At 64.7% G+C, this 20612-nt stretch carries 16 protein-coding genes; 10 read left to right on the plus strand and 6 right to left on the minus strand.

The window, feature by feature from the left end; all coding sequences use genetic code 11:
* The 3 genes from AC1D00_RS02190 to AC1D00_RS02200 all read right to left on the minus strand — a co-directional run.
* A partial coding sequence (locus AC1D00_RS02190) for a sensor histidine kinase (protein ID WP_477009496.1) occupies positions 1-1063 on the minus strand: 1063 nt, incomplete at its 3' end.
* A gap of 137 nt (positions 1064-1200) precedes the next feature.
* Positions 1201-2478 (minus strand): sodium:proton antiporter NhaD, encoded by a 1278-nt coding sequence (gene nhaD, locus AC1D00_RS02195; protein WP_477009497.1) that lies wholly within the window; start codon positions 2476-2478, stop codon positions 1201-1203.
* Positions 2479-2500: 22 nt separating this feature from the next.
* Entirely contained in the window at positions 2501-3373 is an 873-nt protein-coding gene (locus tag AC1D00_RS02200; RefSeq protein ID WP_477009498.1) for an NAD(P)-dependent oxidoreductase, read from the minus strand.
* 200 nt (positions 3374-3573) lie between these two features.
* Between AC1D00_RS02200 and AC1D00_RS02205 the strand changes: the two genes are divergently transcribed.
* The 10 genes from AC1D00_RS02205 (at position 3574) to AC1D00_RS02250 (ending at position 18101) form a co-directional block, all read left to right on the plus strand.
* Positions 3574-4011, plus strand: a complete 438-nt coding sequence (locus tag AC1D00_RS02205; RefSeq protein WP_025576425.1) for a VOC family protein — start codon at positions 3574-3576, stop codon at positions 4009-4011.
* A 55-nt stretch (positions 4012-4066) separates the two neighbouring features.
* A complete protein-coding gene (locus AC1D00_RS02210) occupies positions 4067-5203 on the plus strand; it encodes an Mrp/NBP35 family ATP-binding protein (protein WP_027544553.1) in 1137 nt (378 codons plus the stop codon).
* A gap of 203 nt (positions 5204-5406) precedes the next feature.
* Positions 5407-6498 (plus strand): TRAP transporter substrate-binding protein, encoded by a 1092-nt coding sequence (locus tag AC1D00_RS02215; protein ID WP_135173992.1) that lies wholly within the window; start codon positions 5407-5409, stop codon positions 6496-6498.
* A gap of 646 nt (positions 6499-7144) precedes the next feature.
* Positions 7145-7918: an SDR family NAD(P)-dependent oxidoreductase gene (locus AC1D00_RS02220; protein WP_404555326.1), complete on the plus strand. Its 774-nt coding sequence runs from the start codon at positions 7145-7147 to the stop codon at positions 7916-7918.
* 473 nt (positions 7919-8391) lie between these two features.
* Positions 8392-9597 (plus strand): CHAT domain-containing protein, encoded by a 1206-nt coding sequence (locus AC1D00_RS02225; protein WP_404555328.1) that lies wholly within the window; start codon positions 8392-8394, stop codon positions 9595-9597.
* 10 nt (positions 9598-9607) lie between these two features.
* The gene (locus AC1D00_RS02230) at positions 9608-11206 is read left to right on the plus strand and encodes a hypothetical protein (RefSeq protein WP_477009499.1); all 1599 of its coding nucleotides are present in this window, start codon (positions 9608-9610) and stop codon (positions 11204-11206) included.
* Positions 11207-11281: 75 nt separating this feature from the next.
* Entirely contained in the window at positions 11282-14635 is a 3354-nt protein-coding gene (locus AC1D00_RS02235) for a DUF7379 domain-containing protein (RefSeq protein WP_477009500.1), read from the plus strand.
* Between the two features lie 191 nt (positions 14636-14826).
* Positions 14827-15501 (plus strand): response regulator transcription factor, encoded by a 675-nt coding sequence (locus tag AC1D00_RS02240; RefSeq protein ID WP_027544547.1) that lies wholly within the window; start codon positions 14827-14829, stop codon positions 15499-15501.
* A gap of 1 nt (position 15502) precedes the next feature.
* The gene (locus AC1D00_RS02245; protein ID WP_477009501.1) at positions 15503-16861 is read left to right on the plus strand and encodes a sensor histidine kinase; all 1359 of its coding nucleotides are present in this window, start codon (positions 15503-15505) and stop codon (positions 16859-16861) included.
* Between the two features lie 151 nt (positions 16862-17012).
* Positions 17013-18101: a TRAP transporter substrate-binding protein gene (locus AC1D00_RS02250; protein WP_477009502.1), complete on the plus strand. Its 1089-nt coding sequence runs from the start codon at positions 17013-17015 to the stop codon at positions 18099-18101.
* 185 nt (positions 18102-18286) lie between these two features.
* On the opposite strand, the gene AC1D00_RS02255 is transcribed toward AC1D00_RS02250, so the two are convergent.
* From AC1D00_RS02255 to AC1D00_RS02265, 3 genes are all read right to left on the minus strand, one after another.
* Entirely contained in the window at positions 18287-18523 is a 237-nt protein-coding gene (locus AC1D00_RS02255; RefSeq protein ID WP_135173986.1) for a hypothetical protein, read from the minus strand.
* Positions 18524-18660: 137 nt separating this feature from the next.
* Complete coding sequence (locus AC1D00_RS02260; protein ID WP_477009503.1) at positions 18661-19947, minus strand: M20/M25/M40 family metallo-hydrolase; 1287 nt, start codon at positions 19945-19947, stop codon at positions 18661-18663.
* Positions 19948-20068: 121 nt separating this feature from the next.
* Positions 20069-20612, minus strand: a 544-nt coding sequence (locus AC1D00_RS02265) for a TRAP transporter large permease subunit (protein WP_477009504.1), incomplete at its 5' end; no start/stop codon positions are given.

Raw genomic sequence — 20612 nt, forward strand, 5'->3', positions numbered from 1 at the left:
GCTTCATCAGATGGTGGCAGTCGGCGACGATGCCGATCAGCGACACGGCTTCCTCGTTCAGCTCGTAACGGCCGGCCTCGATCCGCGACAGATCGAGAATCTCGTTGATGAGGTTGAGCAGGTGCACGCCGGAATTGTGGATGTCGGCCGAGTACTCCTTGTAGACCGGCACCGCATGCGCGCCAAAAATCTCGCTCTTCATCACCTCGGAGAAGCCGAGGATCGCGTTCAGCGGCGTGCGCAGCTCGTGGCTCATCTGCGCGAGGAAGCGCGACTTGGCGACATTGGCGGATTCGGCGCGGTGGCGCGCTTCGTCCGAGATCGCCTTGGCCTGTTCGAGCTCGCCGATCAGCGCGTCCTTCTCGGCGCGCGCCTCGAGCGTGGCGAAGGTCGAGGAGTGCAGCCGATGCGCCAGCAGCACGAAATAGCCTTCGGCGCCGAGCGCGAGCGCGGCCAGGATGTAATTGTCCAGCGAGCCGGTCACCGCAAAGCTCAGCGCCATGGCGACTGCGACCGGTGCGGTGGCGGCAAGTGCGGCGATCGGCAGATTGGCGGCGAGCATGCTCGATACTGCGATCACCAGCAGCATCAGGAACATCATCAGTGTTTCCGTGACCATGTCGAGCACGGGATGGATCAGGATCGCCATCCAGCACAGGCCATAGAGCAGGTCGAGTACGACGAAGCGCGTCCGCCAGGCGCGCGTCGCGGCGGGCGAGGCGGGCTCGGTCAGGAAGCGCCGGCAGCTGCGGATCATCGCGCCGTGGATGCAGAGCATGCCGGCGGTCCACGCCGCCGCAGGGATCGGCTGCATCCACAGTCCGAACAGCACGCCGGTCGCAACCACCAGCAGCATGACGACATAGGAGGCCGACAGCCGCGTCTGGRCATATTGGCGCAGCATCTCGGCGTCGAAGGCCGGCCGGGTTCCGCTGGTCGACGTTAACTTATCGCGCGCCTCGCGCACCCGCTGCGCCGCAGCCCTTCGGCTGCTCGCCGATGGAGCGCTTACCGGCTCGGCCGGAAGCTGCACAACCTCAGGCTTTTCAGCGGGGTTACTCATCAAGCAACACGATTCCTGCCCACGCCGGACGCGGGCCTTCTGCATTGTCTATCTCTGGCAAGAAATCCTTAAGAGCTGACTTAAGGAGCTAAAGAATTACGTTAACCGGACGTTAATCTGGATCCGGCCTGAACGGCTCAATGCAGCGCCGCGTGCTGCGCGATGTATACCACCGCACCGGCCAGATAGCCGGCGAGCGCGGGGCCGGCGATGCGGCGGGCGTACCAGAGGAACTCGATGCGCTCGAGCCCCATCGCGGCAACCCCCGCGGCCGAGCCGATGATCAGGATCGAGCCGCCGGTGCCGGCGCAATAGGCGATGAACTCCCAGATGAAGCTGTCCGGCGGATAATGCGCGAGGTCGTACATGCCCATGGTCGCGGCGACCAGCGGCACGTTGTCGATGATGGCGCTGAGCAGGCCGAGCGCGACGACGATGACGTCCTGTCGGCCGAGCGTGGCATCGAGCCATTTGGCCAGCATGGAGAGCAGGCCGGCGTGATCGAGGCAGGCGACCGCGAGCAGGATGCCGACGAAGAACACGATCGAGCTCATGTCGATCCGTGCCAGCGCGTGCACCAGCGTGAGGGGCTGGCGCACATGCTCGTCCTTGTGGCGGTGCACGATCTCGCCGACCAGCCAGAGCACGCCGAGCCCGAACAGGATGCCCATGAACGGCGCCAGATGCGTAACCGCCTTGAACGCGGGCACCGCGATCAGGGTGCCGAGCCCGAGATAGAACATCAGGTTGCGCTCGAACCGGTCGACGACCAGCAGCCCGGTGTCCTTCGACGGCGGCGCGATGGTCTTGCCCTTGAGCGAGAAGCTGATGAAGACGAGCGGCACGAGCAGATTGAGGAGCGAGGGCAGGAACACCGCGCTCATGATCTTCAGCGGCGAGATCTGCCCGCCGATCCACAGCATGGTCGTGGTGACGTCGCCGATCACGGTCCACGCGCCGCCCGCATTGGCGGCGATGACGATGAGGGAGGCGAACAAGAGGCGGTCGTCGCGACGGGCGATCAGCTTCTGGATCAGCGAGATCATGACGATGGTGGTCGTCAGATTGTCCAGGATCGCGCTCAGGAAGAACGTCACGAAGCCGATCAGCCAGATCAGCGCCACCTGGCTCGTGGTGCGGATCAGCGAGGTGATGACCTCGAAACCGTCATGGGCGTCGATCACCTCGACGATGGTCATGGCGCCGATCAGGAAGAAGACGATCTGCGCGGTGGAGCCGACGGACTCGTCGAGCTGGCGGCCGACCAGCGCGTGGTCGCCGGTCGCAACCGCATAGATGGTCCACAGCAGCCCCGCGCCGAGCAGCGCGGAGGCGCTTTTGTTGACGCGAAGCGGGTGCTCGAGCGCGATCGCCGCATAGGCGAGGACGAAGATGGCGGCGATCGCGATCAGCAAGGTCGTTTCAGATCGTCAGGCGTCAGCGGTTGAGGCGCGCGAGCAGGCTGGACGTATCCCAGCGTTTGCCGCCCATCTTCTCGACTTCGGCGTAGAACTGGTCGACCAGCGCGGTCACCGGCAGGGTGGCGCCGTTGCGGCGGGCTTCGGCCAGCGAGATCGATAGGTCCTTGCGCATCCATTCGACCGCGAAGCCGAAATCGTACTTGCCCTCGTTCATGGTCTTGTAGCGGTTCTCCATCTGCCACGACTGCGCCGCCCCCTTGGAGATGGTCTCGATCACTGCGGCGACGTCGAGGCCACTCTTCTTGGCGAAGTGAATACCCTCGGAGAGGCCCTGGACCAGGCCCGCGATGCAGATCTGGTTGACCATCTTGGTCAGCTGGCCGGAGCCGGCGGGCCCGAGCAGTTTGCACATCCGCGCATAGGCGCCTGTGATCACCGGCTCAGCGCCGGCATAGGCGTCCTCGGCGCCGCCGCACATGACCGTCAGCACGCCGTTCTCGGCGCCGGCCTGGCCGCCGGAGACCGGCGCGTCGACGAACTTGAAGCCGGCCTTGGTGGCGGCCGTGTCGAGCTCGCGCGCGACTTCGGCGGAGGCGGTGGTGTGGTCGACGAAGGTCGCGCCCTTCTTCATGCCGGCGAAGGCACCGTCGGGGCCGATCGTGACCGCGCGCAGGTCATTGTCGTTGCCGACGCAGCACATCACGAAATCCTGACCCTCGGCGGCGGCCTTCGGGGTCGCCGCTGTCTTGCCGCCGAACTTGTCCGCCCATTCCTTCGCCTTGGCCGCGGTGCGGTTGTAGACGGTGACCTCGTGGCCCCCTTTTTTCACGAGGTGTCCGGCCATGGGGAAGCCCATGACGCCGAGACCGAGGAAAGCGACTTTAGCCATGTGTGGTACCTTGTCGGTAGTTTGGGTTTTACGGTTCTTGCCGGGCGAGGGACGCCAAATCGGCGCCCTGGAACTTCCGCCGCGAGGGCGGATCGGAGGCGCACCATAAACCGTTAGGCCGGGAGGGCAACGGCTTCGTTTGGCGGCCCCCTGTGCTAGGATGGCGGGACTTAAGGACTTCAAAAAAAGGGAGCGAAAGCATGGGCGGCGTGAGCGTTGGCGTCCTCGATCATTTCAACATCCGGACCCGGAATCTGGCCGAGACGGTCCGCTTCTACGAGGACGTGCTGGGCCTGGAAAACGGCGCCCGGCCGAATTTCGCCTTCCCGGGGGCCTGGATGTACAGCGAGGGCAGGGCGGTGGTGCACCTCGTCGATATTTCTCCGACCTCGGAGCCACAAAAGCCGGATTCCGGCGTTGTTCACCACGTCGCTTTCGTCAGCCGCGGTTTTGAGGGCATGAAGCAGCGACTGACGTCCAAAGGGATGAAATTCGACTCCCGCCAGGTGCCCGGCGGCGACCTCTGGCAGATATTCGTGCACGACCCCAACGGGGTGATGATCGAGCTGAACTACGAGGCGGCCATGGAGCAGGGGGCGGCGCCCGCCGAGATGGCTGACGATATCGGCAGGCAGTAGCCTTTTGGGCGTTTCCGCTCTAATGGGGCACATCTTGGACTCATGGAGATGCGCTTTGAGYGTGACGCAGCAACAGGTTCTCGACAGCCTCGCCCGGATCAAATCGCCGCGCGGGGTCGCGCTCGCCAATGCCAATGTGCTGAGCGCGATCAGCGCCTCTGACGGCAAGGTGTTCTTCTCGATCAATGTCGACGCCGCGGAGGCGCGGGCCTGGGAGTCCGTCCGGGCCGAGGCCGAGGCCGCCGTGCGCGCCATTCCCGGCGTCACCACCGTGATGGTGGCGCTGACCGCCGAGCGCAAGCCGGGCTCTGCACCACCTCCGCCGCCCACGCCAAGCCGCGGCACGCCCGGCGTGCAGCCGGTCCATGCCCACAAGCCGCCGCAGGGCGGCCAATCGCCGATGGCGCGGCAATCCGAGATTCCGGGCGTCGCTGCGGTGATCGCGGTCGCCTCCGGCAAGGGCGGCGTCGGCAAGTCGACCACCGCGCTCAATCTGGCGCTGGGCCTGCGCGACCTCGGCCTCAAGGTCGGGCTTCTGGATGCGGACATCTACGGCCCATCGGTGCCGCGGCTGACGGGCCTGCACGACAAGCCGGAGCTCAACGCCGAGCGCAAGATGATTCCGCTCCGGCGCTTCGGCCTCGCGATCATGTCGATCGGCTTCCTGGTGGAGGAAGAGACCGCGATGATCTGGCGCGGTCCGATGGTGATGTCGGCGGTGACGCAGATGCTGCGCGACGTCGCATGGGGCGAGCTCGACGTGCTCGTCGTCGACATGCCGCCCGGCACCGGCGATGCCCAGCTGACGCTGGCGCAGAACGTGCCGCTGAAGGGCGCCGTGATCGTCTCGACCCCGCAGGACCTGTCGCTGATCGACGCGCGGCGGGGGCTTGCGATGTTCCGGAAGGTCAACGTGCCCGTGCTCGGCATCGTCGAGAACATGAGCTACTTCCAGTGCCCGCATTGCGGCACGAAATCCGACATCTTCGGCCATGGCGGGGCGCGCCACGAGGCCGAGAAGCTCGGAGTCCCGTTCCTGGGCGAGATCCCCCTGCACATGGCGATTCGCGCCACTTCGGACGCCGGCAATCCCGTCGTCGACAGCGAGCCGGACGGCCCTCATGCGGCGATCTACCGCGCCATTGCGGGCCAGGTCCGGGACCAGCTCAAGGGCGTCATCGCGGCGGCCTGAGCGAGACGCGGCCAATCCATTGGGGACATGCGACTTTCGTAGAGCCCCGTCATGCCAATGTCGCGTTCCGCAGGCGGGGCTTCCGTGTTAAACGCCCACGGCAGTAAGCCCCCTTCGGTTCGACGCGGGCCAAGCGCGTCGCCGGAATGAGCGGCGGCAAAGAGGAAGTTCGGGGAAACGCCCCAGCAAGGAGAGACCTGAAGATGAAGCGTCGTGATTTCCTGAAAGTGTCGGCAGCAGGCGCGGCGGCGACCGCCGCGGTGGCCTCGCCGGCGATCGCGCAATCCTCGCCCGAGATCAAGTGGCGCCTGACCTCGAGCTTCCCGAAGTCGCTCGATACGATCTATGGCGGTGCCGAGCAGGTGGCGAAGTACGTCGCCGAAATGACCGACAACAAATTCCAGATCCAGGTGTTCGCCGCCGGCGAAGTCGTGCCCGGCCTCCAGGCGCTCGATGCGACCTCGAACGGCACGGTCGAAATGTGCCATACCGTGTCGTACTACTATGTCGGCAAGGATCCGACCTTCGCGATCTTTGCCTCGGTGCCGTTCGGGCTCAACGCGCGCCAGCAGAATTCGTGGCTGTACCAGGGCGGCGGCAACGAGCTCGCCAACGACTTCTTCAAGAAGTCGAACGTGATCGGCTTCCCCTGCGGCAACACCGGCACCCAGATGGGCGGCTGGTTCCGCAAGGAGATCAAGACCGTTGCGGATCTCTCGGGCCTGAAGATGCGTATCGGCGGCATCGCCGGCCAGGTGCTCCAGAGGGTCGGCGTGGTGCCGCAGCAGCTCGCCGGCGGCGATATCTATCCGGCGCTGGAAAAGGGCACCATCGACGCCGCCGAATGGGTCGGCCCCTATGATGACGAGAAGCTCGGCTTCGCCAAGGTCGCCAAGTACTACTATTATCCCGGTTTCTGGGAAGGCGGTCCGACCGTCCACGCCTTCACCAACCTCGACAAGTGGAATTCGCTGCCGAAGAGCTACCAGGCGATCCTCACCAACGCGACGGCCAATGCCAACAGCTGGATGGCCGCACGCTACGACATGTTGAACCCGACCGCCCTGAAGCGTCTGGTGGCCGGCGGCACGCAGCTGCGTCCCTTCACCAACGAGGTGCTGGAAGCCTGCCTCAAGGCGACCAATGAGCTGTGGGGGGAGATCTCGGCCAAGAACGCCGACTTCAAGAAGTCGATCGACGCCATGCAGGCCTACCGCTCCGACGAATATCTGTGGTGGCAGGTCGCCGAGTACACCTACGACAGCTTTATGATCCGCTCGCGCACCCGCGGCTGACCTTTCGAGCAAGTCGCAAGACGACAGAGCCCGGCCTCCTTCGCGAGGCCGGGTTTTTTCTTTGCTGCGGGCGCATCCGAAGGTGCCGAAACAAAAAATGTCGAAAACAACCCCATGCACAGTAGAAATGGGGTGAGGGCACGTTGCCCGGCGGATGCTGCTAACAATTTGACATGCCGGCGCATTTCAGCGGGAGGCGGCAATCGTCGCGCAGCCGGGGCCCAAACTGCGATTTGCCCGGCGGCGACCGGAGCGACATCGTCATTTGGCGCGCATCTGCTTCGACACCGTCATTGCGAGCCAACGGGTCCGCGCCAGGAGCGGCCCGATGACAGGCTCCGCGAAGCAATCCAGAGTCCTCCGCGGAAAGATCCCGGATTGCTTCGCTTCCGCCTTCGCTCTTTGAGCTTCGGCGGACAAGCCGCTCGCAATGACGGGCGGATGGAGTTGGGCTCAGCCTGGCAGCGACCGGTTTGACTCGTCGGGCAAAACAGTGGCAGAAAGCTATCATCGCATAATCCGAAATTGGCGCACGGCGCCGCGGCAAAAACGTTGAAGGTCAGCGACGAAGCAATACCGCAGGGGATAGGCGCGCAGAGAGTCGCTATATCGGGCTTGCGTTCTGCCAGGGATAAGGGAGCTGCGCATGGCGATCGTCTTCATCACAGGCAGCACGGATGGTCTTGGTCGGGCGGCGGCGCAAGCGCTGCTCGATCAGGGACACCGCGTGGTGCTGCACGCGCGATCGGCCGATCGCGCCGCGGCGGTTGCGGACTTCGCCTCGGATGCTGTGGCGATCGTGGTCGGCGACCTCAGGAGCGCCGTCGAGACGAAGGGCATCGCCGACCAGGTCAACGCGATCGGACGCATGGACGCGATCATCCACAATGCCGGCGTCTACACCGAGCGGAGCCGCGGCGCGACAGCGGAGGGGCACGCCGGCACGCTGGCGATCAACACGCTGGCGCCGTACATGCTGACGGCCCTGATCGCGCGGCCGAAGCGGCTGGTCTATCTCAGCAGTGGCTTGCACCGCGGCGGCGAGGGCTCATTGCGCGACCTCGACTGGACCAGGCGAAGCTGGGATGCGGCGAAGGCCTATGCCGAAAGCAAGCTGCACGCGGTCGCGCTGGCCTACGCACTGGGACGGCGCTGGCCGCACGTGCTGAGCAATGCGGTCGATCCCGGTTGGGTGCGCACCAAAATGGGCGGTGCGGGGGCCCCCGTGGATCTCGACACCGGACAGCGTACGCAGTCCTGGCTTGCCGTCAGCGAAGAGCCGGCCGCGCTGGTGAGCGGCCGCTACTGGCATCACCTCCGTCAGGAGCAGCCGGCCGGTGAGGCGAGCGACCCGACATTCCAGGACGCGCTCATCGCCGGACTGGGGGAGCTGACAGGCGTGAAGCTTCCAGCGGCGTAGCCTGCGGCCTGCACGATGCTCGCGAGCTCCGGCGCATGCTCAAAGCAGTCGGGCGGGATCAACAAAACGGGAGATGTGAAACCGCTCACAATCGTGCCGGAGAATTGGCTCTAGAAAAGCCCAGGAGCTGGCAAGCTTCCGCTCCGCGCCGATCGCCGCGAGCGGCAGGTCTGAACTTCGGTTCCGCGTCGTTTTGACGATCATTCGATTTGATTCCAATCGGGCGTGCGCCATGGATGGTGCGCATCCTGGGCGGAGAAACGGGGTGACCGGCGAAATGCAGGCACCCGTAGATGCGAAGAACAGCACGGACACGGCGTGGGTGCGGCTTGCGCCGATCCCCGGCCGGTCGGCGCGTGTAGAGGTGCGGCATTACAACCGCTGCTCGCCCATTGCGCGCTTTTCTGTCCGGTATAGACTTTGAGTAGGCGTGAGATTTTTGCGCTGGCATGTGCGCGGCTGAGGGTTGCGTCGTGGCGAAAGTCGTTTTCAATCTGACCATTGAAGATAGTGGCGATAGTCATTGCCGTATCGTCGCGGAATACAATTCAACGTGCCGCGAGATTGAAGTCGAGAAGCTGAAGCCGAGTTTTCGCCAGAATCTGAGGCCGTTGCAGGAAGCGATTCTCCAGTGCGCTGCCGCGCGCAACGCGAATGCGTCCGCGACAGGTGGCGGTGATGAAGCGAGACCCGCTCTCCGTGACGCTGCCGGGGGGCTGACCTCGGGGGCGGACGAACGGATCGTGCAGGAGATCGGATCGCAACTCTTCGAGTTCATCTTTCAGCGCAAGATCCTCGAGCTCTATCAGGAATGTTCCCATGCGGCGCGAAAGGACGATCAGCCGTTCCTGATCCGTCTGCGGGTCACCGATCCCACGCTCGCCTACGTGCCCTGGGAGACGATGTACGACAAGAAGAACCGCTTCTACGTGACGACGTCGCAAAGCACGCCATTCACGCGCGCCGTCGACGACTATGGCGAGGAGCGCCGGGCGTGCGCGGCAAGGCCGATACGGATGCTCGGCATGGCAGCGCGGGTCAAGGTCCTGAACGGATTGCCGCTGGACGAGATCGAGGTCGATGCCGAGCAGGTCGCGATCAAGAACGCGTTGAGCGAGCTGAACGACGGCAAGAGGCTGAAACTGTCGTGGATCCCCTCGGCGAAGGCGCGGGATCTCAACCGCCGCTTCCTGAGGGGAGACGAAGGCAAGCGGTGGGACTTGTTTCACTTCATCGGGCATGGCGGCCACGATCCCGAGCGGCAGATGGGCTTCATCGTTGTCCAGGAAGAGGGCGGGTCGAAGGGGAGAAGGCTTTATGCCGAATCGCTGAAAGAATTCCTGACCCAGCCCGGTCAAACGCCGAGTCTCGTCGTCCTCAACTCCTGCAGCGGCGCGCAGGGCGAGCCGGGCTCTCTGTTCTCGAGCACCGCCGCCGAGCTCATTCAGGGCGGCGTGCCCGCCGTGATCGCCATGCAATTCGAGATCAGCGACAATATGGGGCTCGCCTTCGCCGATACGTTCTACACCTATCTGGCGGAAAACGTTTCGATCCAGGCCGCGCTGGCGCATACCCGGGCCGAATTGAAGGCGCGGCACTTCGCCGAATGGATCTCGCCGGTCCTGTACATGCGCGGCCTCGACGGGGAAATTTTCGTGGACCGGGCCGGATCGGAGTGAGTTTTCATCCATGCATGGCCTTGACCCGTCGATCGTAGCTCTCGGCCTCGGTGCGATCGCGATCTGCATCGTCAGCGCGATCGACTTTCACGCACCTTTCGAGACCGCGGACATCCGCTTTGCCGTGATGCGCGATCGCTATTATTTCGCGGTCTTCGCCTACGTCACGGTCGCGGTGGTGTTCTATTTCTTCGTCGCGATCCTGATGTCGCGCGGAATCGGACTGCTCGTTGCGATACCTGCAACGTTCGCCTTCATGGTGCTGGCGCCCCATTTGCCGGTGCTCGGCCGGGTGATCGATTTCCTGCGGCGCATGATGCAGACGCTGGCCCGCTACCCGCAGGCCGTGGAGACTGTCATCGTCGCCATCGCGCGATCACCCATCAAGGTGACGGAGCGGGCAAGGCCAGAGTTGCAGCGCGAGCTCGAAGGGTACGGCGTTCCCGCCGGGCTGATCGAGAAGGCGCTCAATGACGACTACGAGGTGCTCGCGCCCGGCGCCGCGACCATGATCAAGCAGGTCGCTTCCCTCCACACCAGCTTCGTCGAGCTGCGCAACAACAAGCGGTTCAAGAGATTCTTCCGCGCCCGGAAAGCCGCCTTCGACGAGATGGAAAGGCAATATCGGCGCATGCTGCGACGGTCGGCCCGTGCCCTCCTGCTGACGGACGACATCACGGTATCGGCCCTGGACGCGAAAGAGCTGGTGTACGAGATTTCCGACTTCATCTCCGAGGAATGCGAGGATCTGCGCGTCGCCTACCAGCGCCGATTGGCCGAGGCGACGTTGTCGGTGGTCGACAGGCGCGATTCCCGGACGGAGCTGATCTCCAGCTTCGGGTACCAGACCGTTCTGCCCCAGCCGCTGCCGTTTGCGCCGTTGGTGATCATCTTCGTGCTCGACTTCGTGGTCTCGGTCGCACCGCTGTTCTCCATGAACCTGTCGAAGAATTACGAGGTCGGCTCGCTGACCGGAGGCCTCTCCTCGGCCGCACATGCGGTCGCCGTGATGATCTCGATCTTCTTTGCGATCTACCCGAAGGCCTCGACAAATTTCGCGCGTCCCTCACTGTATGCCTTGCCCTGGCGCTCCTACGTCGTCTTCGGCGCGCTATCCTATTTGCTCGGCAACGTCGTGCTCTGGATCACCTACAGCGCGATCCCGATCGCGCCCGGCTGGCTGGCAAGCGGTCATCCGCTTGCGGCGAGCTCGCTGGTGTCCCTGGTCTTCCTGGTCAATAYGCTGGTCCTGAGCATTCTTCTCGACGTGCGGCTCAGGGCCGATTCACTGGACTATCACGAGGCAAGGCTGAGGGACGGTGCGACGCACGCGGTGGTCATGGCGTCCGTCATGCTATGTCTTCTCATCGGCTTCACATTGGTGAGCAGGTCTTTCGGCCTGAACATGCCGTATATCTCCTGGCTGCAATACGCTTTCATCGTCGCGCTTTTCGCAGTGCTCGGATTCGTCATGGGCTATCTCGTGCCCTCGACCGCGGAAGCCTACATCGAGGCCAACAAGCTGATCCGGAAGTCATCGGCGCTTAATGGCAATCGGCTCGAATGGGCGGCGCCGCTGTCTCAGCCGAGCACGCAGGTCAGATCTTGATTTCACGCCGGGCTCGCAAGCCCGCGCGGCACACGAGGACGCGACGAAGCAGACCGTCTGGACAGGGGCGAAGTCATGTCTGAACTCGAAGTAGCGAACGGGATCGTGGTTCGTAGTCCCGACGATGTCGAAATCAGGATCGTTCAGGACGGTCCTGTCCGGCGGGGATTTCGCCGTGGGACTGCTAGCCAGATCAGTGGTGCCGATCAGCTCAGGGGGGCGTTGTCGGCGTCCGACTTCACCATCGCCGCCGAAGTCGAGATGGTGCCGACGCGCCCGGGAACGCGCGCGCTGCGACGGGACGCGTCGACGCCGACGCAGATCGAGGTCGAAGTCGGCCCGTCCGAAAGGGCGATGGTCCTGATCGAGGGAGCAGGCGGTGTCTATGCCTGGACCTATCCGCAGCCGGCGGGCCAACCGGCAAGGCGGCGTGGAGGTGGACAAGTTCTGGTATTTCCTCTGACGGCCGGGACGAGGGGGACGGCGCGCGGAACGCCCGCCGCAAGCGGCAAGCGCGGCCCCGTTCTCGACTGGGTGTCCGACAAGCTGATCGATCCGGTCCGTGCCTACGTGCTGAAGTTTGCCGCCCGAACGGCGATCGATGTGGCGACCGACTATATCGAGGGGGACAGGGAAGAGGGCATCGTGGTGATGGCCGGGCTCGATCCGGCCGCATGGACGCCGGCGCGCTCGGCGCGTCCTCGACTGCCGCAGGACCGCCCGCTGAAGATCCTGCTCATGGTGCATGGCACGTTCTCGTCGACGGCGAGCGGCTTCGCGCAGCTTGCCGGTTCCGACGGCGGGAAGACGTTCCTGTCGAAGGTCAGCGCGCATTACGACGCCGTCCTCGGCTTCGATCACAAGACGCTGACCGTAACCCCCCGAGAGAATGCGGCCGCTCTTGTTGCCGCGCTGCAGGCGCTGGACATTCCCGAGAAGTCCTCGGTCGACGCCGTCATCCACAGTCGCGGCGCACTGGTCTACCGCGTGGCCGAAACCCTGCTTGCGGACAAGCGGCCGGACATCCGGCTCGGCAAGGCCATCTTTGTCGGCTGCACCAATGCCGGAACGCATCTGGCCGAGCCCGAGAACTGGGCGGCGATGATCGACCTCTACACCAATGGGATCATGGCCGGCGTCCGCGCGGTTTCATTCCTCGCAGGAGGGGCTGCGCTGAGCCCCATCGTGTCGCAGGGGATCAAGACCGTCGGCCGCTTCGTCCAGGCGTTTTCCGAAGTCGCCATCGACGAGGGCCGGGTGCCCGGACTTGCCGCGATGCGGCCAACAAGCGATCTCGTCAGGGAGCTGAACGGGGCGGCCGGTCCTCTCGACAGGCTCGCAGCCTATTACGCGATCACGTCGAATTTCGTCGCGCAGGTTGCACCCGACAAGGGCGTGACGAAAGAGTTCGCCGAGTTCATTGCCGATCGCGTGACAAATCGCCTGTTCCAGCTCGACAACGATCTGGTGGTGGATACGGCGTCGATGACGTCGTTCGGTACCCGTGGCCCGCGCCTTGCGAAGGACGCGACGTTTGCTTTCGGCGATACGGACGACGTCTTTCACACCACGTATTTTGCGACGGATATCGTGCCCTCGAAATTGACCGAGTGGCTGGATATTGGTGTAGCTCGTCCTGATCGGGTCCCGGAGCAAATCGAGCTGCAGGCGCCGCCGCGGCGCTCGAGGCGGGGAGTGGCGTCCATCGTCGAACGCCTGCAGGAATCCAGCTTGGCTGCGCGCGATCCGGAGGGGGGCGGATCCGGCTCCATGTCGGACACGCTCACATTGCGACGGACGCGATCGCGCTCCGCTCCTTCGGCCAGGCCGCCCGGGCCACAGGAGGCGCCTGCCGCAACTGACACGCCGCCCCCGGCATCGACGTCGCCCGGGTCACGAACCGCCGCCTGCTATTTCGCTGCGGAGATCGAGTCTCACCCGCCGCCGAAGAAGCCGGTCCCGCTGTTCGTCACGGTCTCCCGACAGAAGATCCAGGCCGCCGAGAGCCCGGCCTCGGCCGCGTTGGATGCGCCGGTCAACGTCGATACGGCTCGCAAGATCGTCGTCGAAATCATCGCGCGCAAGAATTGCCGGGTCATCGGAGACACCACCGTCGAGATCGACACGCCGCAGGACCGGAGGGCGGAGTCGCTCCGGTTCGTCGTGGAGGGCGCCGCGGAAGGCGCGGCCGACATCCTTGTCGAAGCACGGCAGGGCGCGCGCATTCTCGCGTCATTTGCCTTGGCCCCCGTGTTCGTCGACGCCGACAGCAAGACCTTGCGCCGGGGCCAGGTCGGACAGGCCATGGCGGCACATCCGGACGAGCCGGCGGTGCTGCGGATCTACGAGATCGTGGAGAGCGGCAAGGTGACGCTGCGCTTCGATCTTGCCTGCGTCGACCCGAACATCGCGGTTTCGGAATCGCGCACGCTTCCGGGCGGCTTCTCCCGCGATGTCTATGTTGCGGAGATATTCAAGGGCATCGAGAGCTCATGGCTTGCAACGAACCGCTTGTACGACCAGTTCCTGTCGCGCCTGCAGGCGAACGGGATTGTCATGGGAAACGAGCTGCTGCCGGACAGGGTCCGCGAGGCGTTGTGGACCCACCGCGATGCGATCCGCGCGATCCAGGTCATCTCGGAGGAGCCGTTCATTCCCTGGGAGCTGCTCTACATCAACGACCGGAAGTCCGGACCTGACGGGAAGGGCTTCCTCGCGGAATGGGGGCTGGTGCGCTGGCTGCACAGCACGCCGTGGCCTGGTCCGCAGCTCGCCATGGGCAATGATCGCGTCAACTACGTGATCCCGGCCTATGTCGATCCTGGTCTGCGGCTCGAAGGCGCCGATGCCGAGCGCCAGATGCTGGTCAAGCTCTTCGGCAGCCCGCGCGAGGTGCCGGCCGAGAGCATCGCCGTGACCAGCTTCCTGCAGAAGGATGCGAGGGAATGCGACGTGCTGCACTTTGCCTGCCATGGCGAGGCGGCACAGCGCGCGGTGATGACGGCCGACCTGTTGATGACGGGCACCGAGGTTGACGGCAATTTTGCGCAGGACTCGCTCTCGGCGGATCAGGTCAAGGCGTTTGCCCGCTTCGCGGAGAGCGGGCCGAATCCGATGGTTTTCATCAACGCCTGTCAGACCGGGCGCGCCGGGCGCGGCATCGGCGGAGGTGTCGCCGGTTTTGTCGACGCATTCCTGCGGCCGTACTCCGAACGCGGCGCGGGCGCGCTGGTCGGCGCGCTGTGGTCGGTCGACGACAAGCTGGCCTACAGCTTTGCCGAGGCGTTCTATCGTTCGCTCAAGCAGGGCGATGCGCTGGTTGATGCCGTCCGCGCCGCGCGCGAGGCCGCCAAGAACCGGAAGGAACTGACCTGGCTGGCCTATTCCGTGTATGGCAATCCGTTCGCGCGCGCCTCGGAAGCTCCCTAGCCTGAGCCGGGATCCATCCGTCGCCCTCTGCGTCCCGAGCTCGCGCCGGACCGGCTTACATGGACCTGACAGGGGCGGGAGGCCGGCCTGCCCGGCGTTTTTTCGCTGGCCGAAACCGGACGAATGGGGGAAGAGAGCGCAGATGCGGCGCGAGCCGTGTGGCGACACCGGAACATCCGGCGGGAAATGCGATGCGCCTTCTGATCGTCGAGGACAATGCCGAGCTGTCGCGGCTGGTTGCCAGCGGGCTGTCGGCGGCCGGCTATGAGAGCGACATCGTGAGCAGCGCGGCGGAGGCGCGCGAGGCGGTCGGCAGCGTCAGCTATGCCGCGATGATCCTCGACCTCGGCCTTCCCGACGGCGACGGCCTGTCGGTGCTGCGCGAGCTGCGCCGGCAGATGGAGCCGCTGCCGGTCCTGGTGCTGACCGCGCGCGGCGGCTTGCAGGACCGCGTCAACGGCCTGCGCAGCGGCGCCGACGACTATCTCGCAAAGCCGTTCGCGATGGAGGAGCTGGTGGCGCGGCTGGAGGCGATCCTGCGCCGGCCGGGCCAGCTGCTCGGCCGCTCGCTGCGTTTGGCCAACCTCGTCTACGACACCGAGAGCCGCCAGATCTTCATCGACGACCAGCCGCGGATCATCTCCGCCCGGGAGGCCTCGGTGCTCGAGATCCTGCTGCGCCGGCAGGGGCGGGTGGTGCCGAAGAAGAACGTCGAGGACCACATCTTCGGCCTCGAGGGCGAAGTCGCCTCCAACGCCGTCGAGGTCTACGTCTCGCGGCTGCGCAAGCAGCTCAGCGAACACGGCGCCAAGGTCGTGATCCACACCATCCGCGGCGTCGGCTATCTCATGGCCGAGGAGAAATAGCGTGTCCGCCGCCCGGTCATTCGCCAGGCCGACGTTCAAATCGCTGATCTCACGCATCGTGTTCCTGCACATCGTCGCGGTCGCGGTGGTTGCGATCTTCCTGCCGCTGGTGCTGTTCTGGCTGCTCAACTCCGAGGTCGACCAGCTGCATCGCGATGCCATGCGCGCCCAGGCCGAGGTGCTCGCCGAGCGCATCGTCCCGCAGGCGGACGGCACGTTGACGTTCAATCTACCCGACAGTCTGAGGGGCCTCTATTCGGAGGCCTATGGCCGCTACCAGTACGACATTCGCGATGCCGACGGACGCGTGCTGTTCTCGTCGCGGCGTAAGACCGGTGATACCGCCCCGCCACGCTTGTCCGAGACGATTTCCGGTGCCGGCGTCAGCCGCGTGATCGAGGGCAGGACGGTGCGCATCCGCGTCGCCGAGGATCTTTCGCATCGCGACGTCATCATCGACGACATCATCTCGAACTTCTTCCGGCGGGTCGGGTGGATCACCATCCCGATCCTGCTGATCCTGCTCGCCACCGACATCATCATCTTCCGCCGTGCGGTCGCGCCGCTATGGAAGGCCTCGGAGGAGGCCAGCAATATCGGCCCGGCGCGCACCGACATCCGCCTGCCGACGGAGCAGATCCCGCGCGAGATCATGCCGCTCGTCACCGCCGTGAACCAGGCGCTCGATCGCCTCGAGGACGGCTTTCGCGTGCAGCGCCAGTTCACCGCGGACGCCGCGCATCAATTGCGCACGCCGCTCGCGATCCTGCGCACCCGGATCGAGACGCTCGGCGACGGCGCGGCGAGGCAGGCGCTGCATGCCGACATCGAAGGCATGAGCCGCATCGTCGCCCAGCTGCTGGAGATCGCCGAGCTCGACACGCTGGTGCTCGATCCCGGCGAGACCGCCGATCTGCGCGCCGTCTGCACCGAGGTGGTCGGCGCGATCGCGCCGTTCGCGCTCGCCCAGCACAAGGACATCGCACTCAAGGGCACCGATGCGCCGGTACTGGTCCACGGCAATTCCGAGATGCTCCAGCGCGCGATCTTCAATCTCGCCGAAAACGCCATCAAGTTCACCGCAAAGCATACGTCCGTCGACGTCGAGGTCGGCGACGACGGCGTGGTGCGCGTGCGCGATTGCGGCCCCGGCATCGCGGACGCCGAGCGCGAGCTGATCTTCCAGCGCTTCTGGCGCGCCGACCGCCAGCGCAGCGACGGCGCGGGCCTGGGCCTGTCGATCGTGCGCGGCGTGGCGGCCGATCATGACGCGACGGTTGCGGTGGAGAATCTTCCCGGCGGCGGCGCGGAGTTCACGCTGCGCTTCAGGCTGGCGGACGTGACGCAAGCCGCCGTCTGAGCCTAAAGTCGTAGGATTGAAATGGCGGCAAGGCCCGCCATTTCCTCTCCCGCCCCCTGATCCGGATGGAAATCGGCGCCGCAATGTTCCATGCTGGCGTCCAAGCCTCGGCAAGAAGGCCCAGAATCACAATCCATCAGGGCAGGAAATCATGAAAAGAAGAGACTTCATCAAGGTCACAGGACTTGGTGCGGCCGGCGCCGCCACGCTCGCGGCTCCCGCGATCGCGCAGTCGATGCCGGAAATCAAATGGCGCATGCCGACGAGCTGGCCTAAATCGCTCGACACGCTCTTTGGCGGCGCCGRGATGATGTGCAAGATGGTCGCCGAGGCGACCGACAATAAATTCCAGATCCAGATCTTCGCGGCCGGCGAGATCGTGCCGGGCCTCCAGGTGCTCGACGCCGTCCAGAACGCCACCTGCGAGATCGGCCACACCGCGTCCTACTATTATTTCGGCAAGGATCCGACCTTCACCTTCGGCTCGGCCGTGCCGTTCGGTCCCAACATGCGCATCAACCAGGCCTGGTACATGCAGGGCGGGGGACGGGAAGTCCTCAACGAGTTCTACAAGAACTACAACGTCATCTCGCTGCTCGCCGGTAACACCGGATGCCAGATGGGTGGCTGGTTCAGGAAAGAGGTCAACACGCCCGAGGATCTCAAGGGCATGAAATTCCGCATCGGCGGCTTTGCCGGTCGCGTGCTCCAGAAGCTCGGCGTGGTGCCGCAGCAGCTCGCCGGCGGCGACATCTATCCGGCGCTGGAGAAGGGCACCATCGACGCCGCCGAATGGGTCGGCCCCTATGACGACGAGAAGCTGGGCTTCTACAAGATCGCGCCGCACTACTACTATCCCGGCTGGTGGGAGGGCGGCCCGATGCTGCTCGCCTTCGTCAATCTCGACAAATGGAATGCGCTGCCGAAATATTACCAGAGCGTGCTGGAGCAGGCGGGCCACTACGCCAACAACTACATGATGGCACGCTACGACACAGCCAATCCGCTCGCATTGAAGAAGCTGCTCGCGGGCGGTGCCAAGCTGCACGCCTTCTCGCCGCCGATCATGGAGGCCTGCTACAAGGCCGCCAAGGAGCTGCACGCCGAAGTCGGTGCGACCAACGCCAACTTCAAGAAGGTCCACGACTCTCTCGCCAAGTTCACCGGCGATGGTTACGCCTGGTTCCAGGTCGCCGAGGTCGGCTACGACATCTTCATGGCGCGGCGGTCGCAGAGCTGATCGCGCCATCTGTCGCGTGCAGCGCCCCGAAGCGACGGCTTCGGGGCGCTGCTGTCGCAGCGCGCTGCCGTTCCTTGAAACGGCAGTTCCGTTGCTTGTCGTGATGGCGTCGCAGTTGGTCTGACGATGGTGATCGAATACGTGTCGTGAAATCGCGACGCGCGTGTTCGAAGCCCGAGGTCGGTCTAATCCCCGACGTCATACTGCTTGCTGAGGTGATCGCCGATCTGGACCAGCATGGCGACACACTCGGGATAGCCGGGCCGATCGGAAATGGCCTGATCCGCACTGGCTCGAAACTCCCAGGAGTCGCCATCGCGAACGATGGAAATCGCCATTCCATCGGGGCAGTCGGCGTGAACCTTCAATTCCGCCCTCGCCATTGCGATCAGTTCGCCTTCAGTCTTGACCGGCCTGCTCATGAAGCTCGTCCTTCCGTCCCGGAACAGAAATTTTGCCCATATCCGGCAAATTAGCAAACAAGTCCTGGATAGTAACTGATCCATATCATCGGGATCAGGCGTTCACCGGCGGTGGACTCGGGTTTGGCATCCGGCCGTTATTTCAGCTTGCCCGTGGACAGGTCCATGATCATGCGCGTGGCCAGATAAAGCCGCGGCACGATGCTGTTGATCTGCACATATTCGGCATCGTTGGAGTGCGCGCCGAAGCCCGACAGGCCCATGCCCTCCACCACGGCTCTGCTGGTCTTGAGCGCGGCAAACGCGGCGTCGGTGCCCCCGCCGGTCGCCTTCTCGTCGACCTTGAGGGACAGTCCGATCTCCCCATAGATCGTCTTGCCGTAGGCCGCGACGCGGCGCGAGGCGTCGTTGGCTTCCAACGGCGGACGACGCACCTCGAATTTCAGCTCGACCCTGGAGTCGGGCAGCAGGCGATTCTTGATCTTCTCTTGCAGTGCCTTCTGCAACTCGTCGAAATCGGCGACCTTGAGCGCACGCGCATCGGCCTGGGCTGTGGCGTCGGCCGGGATGACGTTGCGGTTGGTGCCGGCCTTGGAGACCGTCCAGTTGAGCTTCAGGCCCTGCTCGGGTTTGGACAGGTCCTTCATCTGCAGCACCTGGTGCGAGAGCTCGTACAGCGCGTTGACGCCGCCCTCGGGCCGTGCGCCCGCATGCGAGGACTTTCCCTGCACCGTGAGGTAGGCCGAGCCGATGCCGCTGGTGGCGAGGCGCAGCGTGCCGTCGGTGCCGCCGCCTTCGAACGAGAACACCGCGTCCTGGTCCGCGGCGAATTTGGTGATGGTGCTGCGCCAGCCGGGCGAGGAGATCTCCTCGTCCCCATTGGTGAGCACCGTGAGCGTGCCGTATTCCTTGAAGTTGAGCTTCTGGAGCATCGCCACGGTATGGAGAATGAGCGCGACGCCCTGCTTGTCGTCGGCAATGCCGAGGCCGTAGGCCTTGTCGCCGTCGACGCGGAACGGTTGGTCCTTCAGCATGCCCTTCAGGTACACCGTGTCCATGTGGGCGATCAGCATGATCTTCTTGCTGCCGGTGCCCTTGAACACGGCGTGCACGGCCGGGCCGATTGTCTCGGGCGTGTCGTCGAGGCGATAGATGTCGGTGGGATGCAAAATCTCCACCGTGCCGCCGAGCTGCTTGAGCTGGCCGGCAACGCGCTCGGCGATCTGGTTCAGGCCGTCGATGTCCTTGCTGCCAGATTCGATGCCGACGAGATCGCGCAGCGTGTCGAGCAGCGGCTGCTGCTCCTTTTGCGCCAATGCCTGGACATCGGTCATMGGTTCCGCATGCGCAAATGTTGCGGCACATGCCAACCAGAGCGATGCGATCAAGGGAGTGAGGGGCGGAGCAGGGTGCGATCGGGACATACGCGGCGGTCCATCAGTTGGAGGATGGCCCGGTATGCCCGTGTTCGAGGCGCGTGTCACGTGCGCGGACGCGCGCGTCATGAACCGCCGAAGCGGAACATGACGGCGATGGTTATGGCCGCTACTTCTGCGGCGGTCCGAGATCCAGCGGAGGCAGCTCGATCTGCGGCACCTCGATCTTGACCTTGTCGAGATCGACGTTGAGGGGCTTGTCGAGCAGGCCCGTCACGGTGACCGGGAAGATGATCACGAGCATCACCATGATCAGCTGGAGGCCGATCCAGGGCATCGCGCCCCAGTAGATGTCGGAGCTCTTCACTTCCTTCGGCGCCACGCCGCGCAGGTAGAACAACGCAAAGCCGAAGGGCGGATGCAGGAACGAGGTCTGCATGTTCACGCAGAGCATCACGCCGAACCAGATCAGCGCCGCGTCCGGTCCCACCACGGGGGCGAGGATCTTCTGCGCGATCGGCGCGATCATCGGCAGGATGATGAAGGCGATCTCGAAGAAGTCGAGGAAGAAGGCCAGGAAGAAGATGAAGAGGTTGATGAAGATCAGGAAGCCCCAGACGCCGCCGGGCAGCGAGGTCAGGAGGTGCTCGAGCCAGACGCCGCCGGATACGCCGAGGAACACCACGGAGAAGCAGGTCGAGCCGATCAGGATG

This window comes from Bradyrhizobium sp. P2_E8, assembly GCF_056403875.1.